The 13,450-nt window shown below is 74.1% G+C and carries 11 protein-coding genes; 4 read left to right on the top strand and 7 right to left on the bottom strand.

Going from position 1 to position 13,450, the window contains the following annotated elements; translation table 11 throughout:
• The first annotated feature begins 173 nt into the window (after positions 1 to 173).
• Positions 174 to 1,331 (top strand): serine/threonine-protein kinase, encoded by a 1,158-nt coding sequence (locus IE180_RS05745; RefSeq protein WP_190155634.1) that lies wholly within the window; start codon positions 174 to 176, stop codon positions 1,329 to 1,331.
• 130 nt (positions 1,332 to 1,461) lie between these two features.
• Here the strand turns inward: IE180_RS05745 and IE180_RS05740 are convergent, their stop codons facing one another.
• Together IE180_RS05740 and IE180_RS05735 are read right to left on the bottom strand one after the other, a co-directional pair.
• Positions 1,462 to 1,743, bottom strand: coding sequence for a hypothetical protein (locus tag IE180_RS05740; RefSeq protein ID WP_190155633.1), 282 nt, complete (start codon positions 1,741 to 1,743; stop codon positions 1,462 to 1,464).
• A 182-nt stretch (positions 1,744 to 1,925) separates the two neighbouring features.
• Positions 1,926 to 3,371, bottom strand: coding sequence for a tetratricopeptide repeat protein (locus tag IE180_RS05735; RefSeq protein ID WP_229860311.1), 1,446 nt, complete (start codon positions 3,369 to 3,371; stop codon positions 1,926 to 1,928).
• A 142-nt stretch (positions 3,372 to 3,513) separates the two neighbouring features.
• Here IE180_RS05735 and IE180_RS05730 point away from each other — a divergent pair, with 142 nt between their 5' ends.
• The gene (locus IE180_RS05730) at positions 3,514 to 4,548 is read left to right on the top strand and encodes an Lrp/AsnC family transcriptional regulator (RefSeq protein WP_190155632.1); all 1,035 of its coding nucleotides are present in this window, start codon (positions 3,514 to 3,516) and stop codon (positions 4,546 to 4,548) included.
• A gap of 91 nt (positions 4,549 to 4,639) precedes the next feature.
• On the opposite strand, the gene IE180_RS05725 is transcribed toward IE180_RS05730, so the two are convergent.
• Positions 4,640 to 5,470 carry a class I SAM-dependent methyltransferase gene (locus IE180_RS05725; RefSeq protein ID WP_190155631.1) on the bottom strand — a complete coding sequence of 277 codons (831 nt, stop codon included), beginning with the start codon at positions 5,468 to 5,470 and terminating at the stop codon, positions 4,640 to 4,642.
• A gap of 62 nt (positions 5,471 to 5,532) precedes the next feature.
• Here IE180_RS05725 and IE180_RS05720 point away from each other — a divergent pair, with 62 nt between their 5' ends.
• Both IE180_RS05720 and IE180_RS05715 read left to right on the top strand, forming a co-directional pair.
• Complete coding sequence (locus IE180_RS05720; RefSeq protein ID WP_373302676.1) at positions 5,533 to 7,380, top strand: S9 family peptidase; 1,848 nt, start codon at positions 5,533 to 5,535, stop codon at positions 7,378 to 7,380.
• Between the two features lie 283 nt (positions 7,381 to 7,663).
• Positions 7,664 to 8,404 carry an SURF1 family protein gene (locus IE180_RS05715; RefSeq protein WP_190155629.1) on the top strand — a complete coding sequence of 247 codons (741 nt, stop codon included), beginning with the start codon at positions 7,664 to 7,666 and terminating at the stop codon, positions 8,402 to 8,404.
• A 296-nt stretch (positions 8,405 to 8,700) separates the two neighbouring features.
• Here the strand turns inward: IE180_RS05715 and IE180_RS05710 are convergent, their stop codons facing one another.
• The 4 genes from IE180_RS05710 to IE180_RS05695 form a co-directional block, all read right to left on the bottom strand.
• Positions 8,701 to 9,969 carry a hypothetical protein gene (locus IE180_RS05710; RefSeq protein WP_229860310.1) on the bottom strand — a complete coding sequence of 423 codons (1,269 nt, stop codon included), beginning with the start codon at positions 9,967 to 9,969 and terminating at the stop codon, positions 8,701 to 8,703.
• Positions 9,966 to 10,694 carry a SigE family RNA polymerase sigma factor gene (locus IE180_RS05705; protein ID WP_190155628.1) on the bottom strand — a complete coding sequence of 243 codons (729 nt, stop codon included), beginning with the start codon at positions 10,692 to 10,694 and terminating at the stop codon, positions 9,966 to 9,968. The genes IE180_RS05710 and IE180_RS05705 overlap by 4 nt, the downstream gene beginning before the upstream one ends.
• Positions 10,695 to 10,946: 252 nt before the next feature.
• Positions 10,947 to 12,053 (bottom strand): aspartate-semialdehyde dehydrogenase, encoded by a 1,107-nt coding sequence (locus tag IE180_RS05700; protein ID WP_190155627.1) that lies wholly within the window; start codon positions 12,051 to 12,053, stop codon positions 10,947 to 10,949.
• A gap of 7 nt (positions 12,054 to 12,060) precedes the next feature.
• Entirely contained in the window at positions 12,061 to 13,341 is a 1,281-nt protein-coding gene (locus IE180_RS05695) for an aspartate kinase (protein WP_190155626.1), read from the bottom strand.
• Positions 13,342 to 13,450: the final 109 nt, after the last annotated feature.

Raw genomic sequence — 13,450 nt, 5'->3', positions numbered from 1 at the left:
CTGCTCCGGGCCGCGATGCTAACCGTCCGGGACACCTTCCGTTCACCCGGACCACGGGTGTCGTGCACCCCGGGGAGGCGCGGAGGGGGGAGCGCGGCGAGGGACGGGGCCGGGCGGCTCTACGCTGGTTCCCTTCCGTCAGGTTGATCGATCGTCGAAAGGGTGGTCTCCAGGTGCTGGTCGCGGACCGATATCGGCTTCATGTGTGTATCGGCCGGGGCGGCATGGGCGAGGTGTGGCAGGCCACCGACGAGGTCCTGGGGCGGGCCGTGGCCGTGAAGCTGATGCTGGCGCAGTCGACCGACCCCTCCGCAGGCGACCGCTTCCGCCTGGAGGCGCAGACCGCCGCGCGGCTGAGCCACCCGCACGTGGTGGGCGTCTTCGACTTCGGCACCTGGGACGGAAAGCTGTTCCTGGTCATGGAGTTGGTGGAGGGCGACAGTCTCCAGGGGAGCCCGTCCGATCCGCTGATCCTGCCCGCCGAGCGCGTCGCCGTCGTCGCCGCGCACGCCGCCGCCGGGCTCGCGGCCGCGCACCGGCAGGGCGTGGTGCACCGGGACATCAAGCCGGGGAACCTGCTCGTCGACGCCGAAGGCACGGTCAAACTGGCCGACTTCGGCATCGCGCGGTTCGTCGACGACCCCTCGGCCGCGCTCACGACGACCGGTCAGATCGTGGGCACGGGGCTGTACCTCGCGCCCGAGCGGGCCCTCGGACAGCCCGCCTCGCCCGCCTCCGACGTGTACTCACTGGGCTGTGTGCTCTACCAACTGGTCACCGGAAGACCGCCGTTCCGCGCGGACACCGCGACCGCCCTGCTGTACCAGCACATCGACACCGCGCCGGTGCCTCCGAGCCGCCTCGGGGCCGCGCTGCCGTCCGACTTCGAGACGTACCTGCTGAGCCTGCTCGCCAAGCAGCCGGAACAGCGTCCCTCGGCGCAGGCGATCGCGGACTGGTTCTCCTCCGGCGCCTGGCGGGGGTCCGGATACCCCGGGGCCGCCCCCGTCGCGGGCCGGCCCCACGCGCCCCACCAGCCCGCCGGACCCGGCACCGTCCTGACGCACGCGCCCCACGGCTCCCACCGGTCGACCGGGGCCGCCCCCATGCCCATGCCCGCGCCGGTGCACACGTCCGCGCCGACCCCGCCGCCGACGAACCGGCCGCCGGCGCCCCGGCCCGCGCCGGCCACCCGGCGCCGCCAGGCCCCGGCGAGCAGCGGCGGGGGGCTCGCGGAACTCTCCCGGCGCCGCCCGCGCAAGACGGCCGCGGTGGCCGGTGCCATCGCCTTCGTGGTCTTCCTGATCATCGGGATGGCCTGGCTGTCCTGAGGGCGGTCCGGGCCGGTTCGACGCTTCGGCACGGGAGGTGCCGGCTGTCCCGACGGCGGCCCGGAGCGGCTCGGTACGGGGTTCGGCGCGGGGAGGGGCCCGGCTCTGCCCGGCAGGGCTCCGGGGTGGCTCAGTACGGTCTCGGCGCCCTCACCTGCGGCTCCTCGTCCGCCGCCCCGAGCAGCAGGCAGCGCGGTACACCGGGCCCCGGCGTCGCGCGCACGGTCACCGGCGTCGGTGGGTCGGTCGGCAGCTCGATCGTGACGGTGACCGGGCGGTCGTCCTGGCCCGTGGCACGGCCGGTCTCCTTGCCGTCGACGAGGACCTCGGCGGCCGGGGCGTGCCCGGTCCGGACGGTCACGGAGACCGAGCGTCCGAGGTGGTCGACGGGGAAGTGGTGGCGTGCTCCCATGGGCCGCCTCCGTACGCCGGGGTGGACGCGTACCGCCGGAGCGGGGCGCGCGCCCCCAGGGCAGACGGCCGGATTCCCGCTTCGCGCAGCCGGACGGTGACCTCCGGTGCGCGGACGATCGGGCGCGACGCTTCGAAGAGCGGCCGGTCTCCGGGGCTCCGATCGGGACCTCCTGGGCGTTCCTAAATCTCGCCCGCCAGGGTGAACAGGCCCCGCCTCGCGCCCTCTTCGTAGGCCTCCCGCAGGAGCGGGTCGCCGAGGGGCGCCCCGAGCGCCTCCTCCCCACGCGCGCGCGTGACCACGCAGTGCTCCGCCGGCCGGTACGAGGAGTCGAAGGCCGAGGTCCGCAACAGGTCGACCGCGCCGAAGAGATGAGCCGCCGCGTCGCGCCGGCCGTCCATCGCCCTCATCTGGGCCAGGAGTTCCGCCGCGCAGGCCGCGCCCACCGCGGAACCGAGCCGCAGATGCTCGCGCAGGGCCCGCCGGGCGTGCTCCGCGGCACGCGCCCGGTCCCCGTACCGGGCGCCGAGCTCGGCCCGCACGTGGTCCGCCCAGGCCTCGGCGAACGCGTCACGGCCCACCCGCGCCCGTCGGCCCTCCCGGTCCGGGTCCCCCTGGTCCAGCGCCTCCTGCGCGCCCTCCGGGTCGGAGCGGCACAGGGAGAGCGCGAGGCCGACCCAGCACGCCCGTCGGCTCGGCCCGAACTCCGGGTGCTCCCCCATCAGCGCGAGGGCCTCCCGGAACTCGGCCGCCGCCGCGCGCGTACGCCCCTGGTAGAGGGCCGTCGCGCCGCGCAGATGGGCCAGGAGCGACAGGCAGCGCCCGTCGCCGTCCCGTACGGCCGCCGCCCAGGCCCGTGCGAGGAGCGGGTCGGCGTCCTCGGGACGGCCCGACTCCAGCTCCAGGAAAGCCGCCAGCCACAGGGCGCGGGCGGGCGGCGGGCCGGCGTGCAGGCTGAGGGCGTGCCTCAGCCGGGCGCGGCCCTCGACGGTCCGCCCGCAGGCCACCCACAGGAACCACAGGGAGACCACGATCTCGACGGACGTCTCGGCCTCGGCGCTCGGCGACAGCGGCGCGGTCGTCGGGTCCATGGCGGCCGCCAGGTCGGGGAGTTCGCGCAGCGCGAGGTCCCGGGCGTCGAGCTGCCGGCCCCGCTGCCACCGGTCGGAGGCCCGCCGGGCCACCTTCGCGCACCACCTGCGGTGGTGCAGGAGGACGGCCCGGCGGTCGCCGCGCGCGGTGAGCCTGCGGGCGCCGACGGCACGCATCGGGTGCGGCATCCAGTAGCGGGGCAGGCCGTCCTCGCCGTCGAAGAGGTCGTCGACGGGGAGGAGGGCGAGGGGGGCGAGCCGGTCCAGGACCCGCTGGACCGCCCCGGCGGGCAGCGTCCCGGAGGCGCAGACCTCGCGGACGGCCTCCCGGCCGAAGGTCCCTTCGAAGACGGACAGCCGCTCCCACAGGAGCCGTTCGGCCGGGCCGCAGCTCTCGTAGCCGCGCTCGGCCGCGGCGATCTGGTCAAGGGCGACGTGTTCGCCCCACAGGCACTCGGTCTCCGGTGGCGCTCCGCCCCACAGGCATTCGGTCTCCGGTGGTTCTCCGCCCCACATGTACTCCAGCCCCCGTGTCACTTCTCCGCCCTCTCCTGTGATTCAGGACGGATTCGATGGAAAACGGCCGACGCCACGGCTTGAATGCATTTGCCCCGGTCCACATCCTGGGGCCTTCCCGTGCCCGCACCCAGGGTTTCCCAGGGATCGACCAAGGAGGCACATGCATACCAGGGAATCCGTCCTGGGCGAGGTGGATCTGGCGCTGATCCACGCACTGCAGCTGGCGCCGCGGGCCAGCTGGACGCAGCTCTCCGGCGTGCTCGCGGTGAGCCCGGACACGCTCGCCCGGCGCTGGGAGTCCCTCACCGCCGGGGGTTACGCCTGGAGTTCGCTGCTCGCCGCCCGGCGCGGCACGGAGGCCGCCCTGTACGCGTGGGTGGAGCTGGAGTGCGTCGCCGGAGCCGCCGAGGCCACCGCGATCGAGGTCGCGGGCGATCCGTGCACCCTCGGCGTCCACCAGGTGACCGGCGAGGCCGATCTGGTGCTGCTCGTCAGCTGTCCGGACCTCCACGCCCTCGACGGCTACCTCGCCGGCCGGGTGCGGCGGCTCCCCGGGGTGCTCAGGGCCCGCACACAGGTCGTCACCCAGCTGCACAACCGCCCGTACCGCTCACGGATCGAGCAGCTCACCCCGGCACAGACGCAGCACCTCACCGAGCTCACCGGCGGCGACCGGCGGGCCCGGCCCTCCACGCGCGCGTACCCGCTCGTCACGGAACTCGACCAGCGGATCGTCGCGGAACTGGCGGGAGACGCCCGGCGCAGCGCCGCCGAGCTGGCCCGGCAGTGCGGCACCAGCGAGTCGACCGTACGTCGCAGGCTGGACGTCCTCGGCGCGGCCGGCGCCGTCCACCACCACTGCCTGCCGGCCCCGCGCTTCTCCGGGCGGCCGGTGTGGGCGCTGGTCACGGCGGACGTACCGCCCCTGGAGGCGGCCGGGTCGGTGGCCTCGCTGACCCGGCTCCGCCAGACCCGCGTGATCACCTCGGTCACCGGTCCGCACAACCTGGCCCTCGCGATGTGGCTCCGCACGGTCGAGGAACTCCACGACGTGACGGCGGCGCTGGTGCGGGCCGCGCCGGCGCTGCGGATCACGGGCACGGCGGTGTCCCTGCGCACCCACAAGATCGGCGCGCAGGTCCTCGGGCCGGACGGTCGGCGCACCCACCACATACGTCCTGACGCGCCCGCGTGAGGCGTGTTCCGGCGGGCGCGCGGAGTGCGCCGGCGGGCGGGCCGTCATCGGGACCGGGCCGGGCGGCGCGCCCTGACGGGGTGCCCCGGCATCAGGCCGGGCGGGACGCCTTCACCGAGTACATGAGGGGGATGCGGGGGCGGTCCGCGGGGAAGCGGTAGTAGCCGTCCTCGTGCCGGTGGAGGGCGCCGTAGCGGGGGAAGAGCGAGGCGTCGTGCTCGTGCAGGAACTCGATGCGCAGACCGGCCTTCGCGAGGGCCGTGACGACCTCGCCGACCGGGTGCACCCACTCCACGCTGCGGTTGTGGACGGTGACGGCGTCGAGGTCGGCGTACGTCCCCGGGGTGGTGTCCACCCACGGGTCGCGGACGAAGTAGTCGTGCACGACCCTGCTGCCGGTCTCGTCGTCGAGCGAGTCGGTCAGCGGATGGAACTCCGCCACGTAGAGGAAGCCGCCCGGGGCGACGAGGGCGGCGGCGGTCTCCGCCCAGCGCTCGATGTCGGGCAGCCAGCACAGCGCGCCGCTCCCGGTGTAGACGATGTCGTACGACCGGTCCGGGACGGCCTCGGCGGCGTCGTACACGTCGGCGGCGACGAAGGCGGCCCGGTCCTGTGAGAGGCCCAGGTCGGCGGCGAGCGAGCGGGCGGCCTCGACGGCCGGCTCGGAGAAGTCCAGGCCGACGACGTGCGAGGCGCCGTGCCGGGCCCAGGAGAGGGTGTCCAGGCCGATGTGGCACTGGAGGTGGAGCAGGGAACGCCCGGTGACGTCGCCGACCTCCGCGAGCTCGAAGTCCCGCAGGGCGTCCTTGCCCGCGCGGAAGGCGTCGAGGTCGTAGAACTCGCTGGCGGCGTGGATCGGAACGCGCTCGTCCCACTTCGCGCGATTGGCCTCGTGCCAGTCCTCGGGCGTCGGAGAGTACATGTCGGCGAGGTTATCCACAGGCTGCGGGCGACGCGACCCGATTGTCGGCGGCGCGGAGCATGATGGATGCCATGACTACCGAGAGCAAGCACATCGACACCCCTGTCTGGGAGCAGCGCTTCCGGGCTCCCCGCGTCTCCCTGCCCGAATGGGCCGAGGAGGCCCCGGACCGTTCACTCTTCGTGTCCAACGCGACGGGGACGTACGAGCTGTACGCCTGGGACCGGGCGAGCGGCGGACAGCGGCAGGTCACGGACCGGCCCAACGGGACGACGGACGGGACGCTGTCGCCGGACGGCGCCTCGATCTGGTGGTTCGCGGACACCGACGGGGACGAGTTCGGAGTGTGGATGCGCCAGCCGTTCGCGGGCGGCGAGGACGAGCCGGCCGTGCCCGGCCTCGGCCCGTCCTATCCCGCCGGGCTCGCCATCGGCCGGGAGGGCACGGTCGTGGTGGGCCGGTCCACGGACGAGGAGGGTTCGACGGTCCATCTCGTACGGCCCGGGGCCGACGCCCCGGTCGAGATCTACCGGCACCGGGAGTCGGCCGGCGTCGGCGACCTGTCCTACGACGGCTCGCTGATCGCGATCGAGCACACCGAGCACGGCGACGCGATGCACTCGGCGCTGCGCGTGCTGCGCGCCTCGGACGCGGGCGTGGTGGCCGAGCTCGACGACACCAAGGGCGGCACGGAGGAGCTGGGGCTCACGGTCCTCGGCTTCGCCCCGCTGGCCGGGGACACCCGGCTGCTCGTCGGCCACCAGCGGCGCGGCCGCTGGGAGCCGATGCTCTGGGACGTGGCGACGGGCGCCGAGACCGACCTGCGGCTCGACCTGCCGGGTGACGTGTCGGCGGAGTGGTATCCGGACGGCTCGGGCCTGCTGATCGTGCACGGCTTCGAGGCCCGCAGCGAGCTGTGGCGGTACGAGATCGCGACCGGTGCCCTGGTCCGGGTGGAGACCCCGACCGGTTCGGTGTCGAGCGCGACGGCCCGGCCCGACGGCTCCGTGGAGTACCTGTGGTCCTCGGCCGCCGAGCCGCCGGTGGTGCGCTCCACGGCCGGCGGCGTCGTCCTCGACCCGCCCGGCCCGAAGGCACCGCCGTCGGTGCCCGTGCAGGACGTGTGGGTGGACGGCCCCGGCGGCAGGATCCACGCGCTCGTGCAGCGCCCGACGGAGGGCGGGGGCCCCTTCCCGACGGTCTTCGAGGTGCACGGCGGCCCGGCCTGGCACGACAGCGACGCCTTCGCGTCGGGCCCGGCGGCCTGGGTGGACCACGGGTACGCGGTGGTGCGGGTCAACTACCGGGGCTCCACGGGGTACGGCCGGGAGTGGACGGACGCGCTCAAGCACCGGGTCGGCCTGATCGAGCTGGAGGACATCGCGGCGGTCCGCTCCTGGGCCGTGGAGAGCGGCCTCGCGGACCCGGCGCGGCTCGTGCTGGCAGGCGGCTCCTGGGGCGGCTACCTCACGCTGCTCGGTCTGGGCACCCAGCCGGACGACTGGGCGGTCGGTCTCGCGGCCGTGCCCGTCGCGGACTACGTCACGGCGTACGAGGACGAGATGGAGGCCCTGAAGGCTCTGGACCGGACGCTCCTGGGCGGTTCCCCGGAGGAGGTGCCCGAGCGGTACGCGGCCTCGTCGCCGCTGACGTACGTGGACGCGGTCAAGGCTCCGGTGCACGTGTCGGCCGGTGTCAACGACCCGCGCTGCCCGATCCGGCAGATCGACAACTACGTCGACCGGCTGGCGGCGCGGGGGGCGGTCCACGAGGTGTACCGGTACGACGCGGGCCACGGCTCCCTGGTGGTGGAGGAGCGGATCAAGCAGGTCGCCCTGGATCTGGACTTCGCGGCACGGCACCTGGGGACCACCCCGCCGATCCGGGGAGCCGCCACGAACTCGGCCTGACCGGGCGGCCGGCGGCCGGCGGCTGACAAGGGGCGGCCGGCGAGGGACCGGTCGCCGGGAGGTCGGTCACAGGGGGGCCGGTCACAGGGGGCCGGTCGCCAGGAGCGTCGGAAGGGGGTGACTGTCGGAAGGGGGTGGACACCCGGGGGCCGTCCAGGTGGCCGCCCGGGGAGAACAGCCCGGGGAGGACAGTCGTCGGGAGGGGTGGTCCTCGGAGGCGTCCGGGGAGGTCGTCGAAGGGGGTCGGCGTCGGAGGGTCGGGCCGCTTGCGTACCGTGGGGGCGTGTACCGGTTCCTGAGAACGCCCCGCTGGTGGGGGATCAACGTCTTCGTCCTCCTCGCGATCCCGTTCTGCGTCTTCATGGGGACCTGGCAGCTCGGCAAGTTCGAGGATCGCGTCGACTCCCATCGGGAGGCCGAGCGGCGGCCCGCCGCGAGCACGGAGAAGACCGAGCCGCTGGACTCCCTGCTGCCGGTGGACAAGGAGACCTCGGGCCGCTCGGCGCAGGCGCGCGGCCGGTTCGGGGAGCAGTTCCTCGTGCCGGACCGCGAGCTGGACGGGCGCACCGGTTCGTACGTCCTGACGCTGCTCAAGACCGACGGCGGCCGGTCGCTGCCGGTGGTCCGGGGCTGGCTCCCCACGGGGGCGAAGGCCCCCGCCCCGCCGTCGGGCGAGGTGACGGTGGTGGGTGCGCTCCAGGCCTCGGAGAACCCCGGCACGAAGGGCGTGCACGCAGAGGGCGGGCTCCCCGAGGGGCAGCTCGGCATGATCAGCGCGGCGTCCCTGGTGAACGTGGTCACGGACGACGTCTACGACGCCTGGATCACCCTCGCGGACTCCCCCGCCGGACTCACGCCGGTCCCGGCGGTGGCCGCGGCGGGCACGAGCCTGGACGCGAAGGCCTTCCAGAACCTCGGCTACACGGCGGAGTGGTTCGTCTTCGCGGGCTTCGTCGTCTTCATGTGGTTCCGCCTCGTACGTCGCGAGGCGGAGGCCTCCCGCGACGAGGCGCTGGGTCTGTAGGGCGCGGACCGGCTGGGCGCGGACCGGCTGCCGGCCCGGCAGCTCGGCAGGGCGCGGACCGACGGCTCGGTGAGGCACGGGCCGACGGCTCGGCAGGGCACAGGACGGCAGGCCCGGTAGGGCGTGGCCCGGTAGGGCGTGGCCCGGCGACCCGTGGAGCTCTGGCGGACCGACGCCCCCCAGGGCTCTGGCGGACCGGCGGCCCCCCGCAGGGATCTGCCGGGCCGGTGGTCCGGCGTCCTGGCCACCAGCTCCGGGCCGGTGGCCGTCAGGTCGCTCCGGCAGCGGTCGGCGGGCTAGGAGCCCGCCAGGACTCCGGTGCGGTAGAGGGTGCCGGCGCAGGCGTTCGGGATGACGGCCGAGGCCGTGGGACCGCCCGGCTCCGCGGTGTGGGTGACCACGATGCTGCCGTCCGCCGGGGCGCCGTCCTCGCCGAGCAGCTGGGGCGCGACGTCCGAGCCCGTGCCCGCCTCCGTGCCGGCGCCGCCGGTCTCGGTGCCGCCCGCACCGCTCGTCGGGTCGTCCGTCGGGCGGGGCTGCGTCGGGGTCGGGGTCGGGTCCGGGGTGGCGGGGGGTTCGGTCGGGGAGGTCGGCGTGGGCGTCGGGGTGCCGCCGGTCGTCGGGCAGGTGTCGCTCGGCACCCAGACGAACTTCACCGCGTAGCTGCCGCTGGGCTCCAGGGCGATCGTGGACGCCTCCTGCGAGGGGTCGGGCAGTCCGCTGCCGTCGCCCGAGGTGTGCCGGACCACCGAGATGCGGCCCGGGTCCGCCGCCCCCCTGACCTCGAAGCCGACGAGGCCCGCGCCGTCCACCAGACAGGTCCGGCCGGAGACGTTGGCGATGCGGAAGGTGCCGTAGACCCTGCCCTCGGCGTCGGCGCCGTCCGCTCCCCCGCCGGCGGCGCCGAGCTGGTCGGCGGTGCACCGCGGGGCGGAGCCGGGGGCGACGCCCAGCGTCCCGTGCGAGCCGTCGCCGGAGGCGCCGGCTCCCGGGTGCTGCGGCTTGCCGGAGGCGCCGTCGGCCCCGTCGGGGCTCGGGGAGACGCTGCTCGCGGGGGCCTTGGAGCTCTGACCGCCCTCGACGCCGGTCTCGGTCCCGGTGCCGCCCTGGGCCTGCTCGCCGTGGCCGGCGTTCACCGGGTTGGCGGCGGAGAGGCCGCCCGAGGAGGCGACGTGCACGAAGGCGGGGACGGCCGTGCCGATGAGGACGGCGGCGGCCGCGGCGCCGACGAGGGCCTGGCGCTTGCGGGCGCGCCGCGCGGGCACGGCACGGCGCAGGTGCTCCAGCGAGCCGAGGGAGGGCTCCAGGCCGCCCACGGCGCTCTGGAAGAGCCTCCGCAGCGCGAGCTCGTCGTCTCCCTCGCCGGGTCCGGGCTCGATGTTCACCATGCGCTGTCCACTCGGCTCGTCACGTTCGTCCAGGGCGTCGGGGTTCTCCGGGGCGGGGGCCGGAGCGGCGGGCGCGGTGCCGTCCTCGCGGGCCGTCCCGGCGGCATGCCTCTGGGGGGCGTCGTCGCCGTCACGGTTCTCGTGGGCCACGCCGTCCCCGCGGGGTGCCTCGCTCATGCCGTCGCTCCCATCGCGACGCGCAGCGCCGCGATGCCCCGCGAACCGTACGCCTTCACCGAGCCCAGGGAGATTCCGAGCGTCTCGGCGACCTGGACCTCGGTCATGTCGGAGAAGTACCGCAGGGCGAGCACCTCGCGCTGGCGCCGCTGGAGTCCGCGCATCGCCTTGATCAGGTCCTCGCGCTCCAGCTGCTCGTACGCCCCCTCCTCCGCGCTGGCCATGTCCGGCATCGGCTTGGACAGGAGCTTCAGGCCGAGGATGCGGCGGCGGAGCGCGGACCGGGAGAGGTTCACCACGGTCTGGCGCAGGTAGGCGAGCGTCTTCTCGGGCTCGCGCACCCGCTTGCGGGCCGAGTGGACGCGGATGAAGGCCTCCTGGACGACGTCCTCACAGGAGGCCGTGTCGTCGAGGAGCAGCGCGGCGAGGCCGAGGAGCGACCGGTAGTGGGCGCGGTAGGTCTCGGTGAGGTGGTCGACGGTGGTGCCGGCGGCCGGGGCGGTCTCGGTGCTCCGGCGGGGCGACGGGATGCCGTCCACGCCGCCGGTGCGGGATCCGGTGGGCACGGGGGCGATCACCGGCATGCCGCCGAGAGCACGCGGGCGCCTGAGCGGACGGACCGCGGTGCCGCGCACGGGGACGACGGCGCCGCTCCGCACGGGGAGCACCGCCGTGCCCGCGCCGCGCAGCGGGGCGATGGTTGCGATGTCGAGTACCTCTGCCACGCTTGTTGGACACGCCGCCCCCCGGCAGGGTTGTACGCGTACGCCGCCTTTTTCGACGGCGCCTCGTTCGTCCTCATGCGTAACCGTTCTCCCCCGGTGCCCCGCCCTCAGCGTGTCCCGCGCCACTCGGTCGTGGGTGCACGCAGAGACGCGCCCCGCCCAACTCTGGTTGCAGTACGGGGGAAGTGCATCGTCAACCACGGCATCGCCGCAGTTCAAGGGATATCTGACGCCTTTTTGCTCACAGGTCGTTCACAGAACGCGCAAATCCGTGACAAGCGATTCCGCGATCTGAAGGGCGTTCAGGGCCGCGCCCTTGCGGAGGTTGTCGGCGCAGACGAAGAAGTCGAGGGCGCGCTCGTCGTCGAGGGAGCGCCGGACCCGGCCGACCCAGGCGGGGTCGGTGCCGACGACGTCGGCGGGGGTGGGGAAGTCGCCGGCCGCCGGGTCGTCGCAGAGCACGACCCCCGGCGAGGTGGCCAGGACCTCGTGGGCGCGGCCGACCGGGACGGGGTGCTCGAAGCGCGCGTGCACGGAGACGGAGTGCCCGGTCACGACGGGGACGCGGACGCAGGTGGCGGAGATCCGGAGGCCGGGGAGGCCGAGGACGCGGCGGGTCTCGTCGCGGACGCGTTCCTCCTCGGAGGAGGCGCCGTCGGCGCCGGGGGTGCCCGACCAGGGCAGGACGTTGAGCGCGAGGGGGCCGGGGAAGGGGCCGGTGTTCTCGCCGACGGCGCGCCGTACGTCTCCGGGGCGGGTGCCCAGGTCGTGGTCGGCGGCCACCAGGCCGAGCTGGGCGCGGAGCGCGTCGACGCCCGCCTGTCCGGCCTCGTCGCCGCCGGCGGCCTGCTGGGCGGTGACGACGAGTTCGTCGAGCCCGAACTCGGCGTGCAGGGAGCCCACGGCGACGATCAGCGCGAGGGTGGTGGAGCCGGGGGCGGCGACGATGCCCCGGGGGCGCAGCCGTGCGGCGTGTGCGTTGAGTTCGGGGACGACGAGCGGCACGTCGGGGTCGGCGCGGAAGGCGGCGGATGTGTCCACGACGACGGCGCCCTTGGAGACGGCGATCGGCGCCCAGTGGGCGGCGACGTCCTCGGGCACGAGGAAGAGGGCCAGGTCGACGCCCTCGAAGGCCTCTTCGTGGAGTGCGAGGACCTCGCACTCCTCCCCCCGCACGCCGGCCAGGCGGGTTCCCCCTGCTCGAGCGGGGTCGAGGGCTCGGGGGAGGCCGGCCGGGCGGGGGGAGGCGAGAAGGCGGATCTCGCCCCAGACGTCCGCGTGGTGCGTGAGCATCTGGAGCATCACCGAGCCGACCGCTCCGGTCGCTCCCACGACCGCGAGCGTCGGCTTCGGTGTCACGGGCGGATCACCGTCCGGTGCCGCCGTAGACGACTGCCTCGTCCGAGTCGCTGTCCAGACCGAAGGCGGTGTGGACGGCGCGCACGGCCTCGTTGACGTCGTCGGCGCGGGTGACGACCGAGATGCGGATCTCGGAGGTCGAGATGAGCTCGATGTTCACGCCCGCGTCGGACAGCGCCTTGAAGAAGTCGGCGGTGACGCCCGGGTTCGTCTTCATGCCCGCGCCGACCAGGGAGATCTTGCCGATCTGGTCGTCGTAGCGCAGCGAGTCGAAGCCGATCGCGGCCTTCGCCTTCTCCAGCTCGTCGATGGCCTTGCGGCCCTCGGCCTTGGGGAGGGTGAAGGAGATGTCCGTGAGGCCGGTGGAGGCCGCGGACACGTTCTGCACGATCATGTCGATGTTGATCTCGGCGTCCGCGACGGCACGGAAGATGGCCGCGGCCTCGCCCGGCTTGTCCGGCACGCCGACGACGGTGATCTTCGCCTCGGAGGTGTCGTGTGCGACGCCCGAGATGATGGCCTGCTCCACCTTGGGACCCTTTTCGTCGGAGTGTGGCTCGTTGCTGACCCAGGTGCCCTGCAGCCCCGAGAAGGACGAGCGGACGTGGATCGGGATGTTGTAACGGCGTGCGTATTCGACGCAGCGGTGCAGCAGCACCTTGGAGCCGGAGGCGGCGAGCTCCAGCATGTCCTCGAAGGAGATCCAGTCGATCTTCTTCGCCTTCTTCACGACGCGCGGGTCGGCCGTGAACACGCCGTCGACGTCGGTGTAGATCTCGCAGACCTCGGCGTCGAGCGCCGCGGCGAGCGCGACGGCGGTGGTGTCGGAGCCGCCGCGGCCCAGCGTGGTGATGTCCTTCTTGTCCTGGGACACGCCCTGGAAGCCGGCGACGATGGCGATGTTGCCCTCGTCGAGGGCGGTACGGATCCGGCCCGGCGTGACATCGATGATGCGCGCTTTGTTGTGGACCGAGTCGGTGATGACGCCTGCCTGGCTGCCCGTGAACGACTGGGCCTCGTGGCCCAGGTTTTTGATCGCCATGGCCAGCAGGGCCATGGAGATCCGCTCTCCGGCGGTCAGCAGCATGTCGAACTCACGTCCGGCAGGGATCGGGGATACCTGCTCGGCGAGATCGATCAGCTCGTCCGTCGTGTCGCCCATCGCGGAAACCACGACGACCACCTGGTGGCCGTTCTTCTTGGCGTCCACGATTCGCTTGGCGACGCGCTTGATGCCTTCGGCATCGGCAACGGAGGAGCCTCCGTACTTCTGCACGACAAGGCCCACGTGCGCTCCTCGCTCAGTCTGTGCCGCAGCCGGCGCTGCGATCGCCTCAGTCTATCGAGGGACCCGGAAACACCAGGGTGATATCGCATGGTGAGACTCACCGCTCAGC

It is taken from the genome of Streptomyces litmocidini, from assembly GCF_014649755.1.
In the GTDB taxonomy this organism is placed as follows: domain Bacteria; phylum Actinomycetota; class Actinomycetes; order Streptomycetales; family Streptomycetaceae; genus Streptomyces; species Streptomyces litmocidini.
This window is presented reverse-complemented; position numbering and strand designations above follow the sequence as displayed.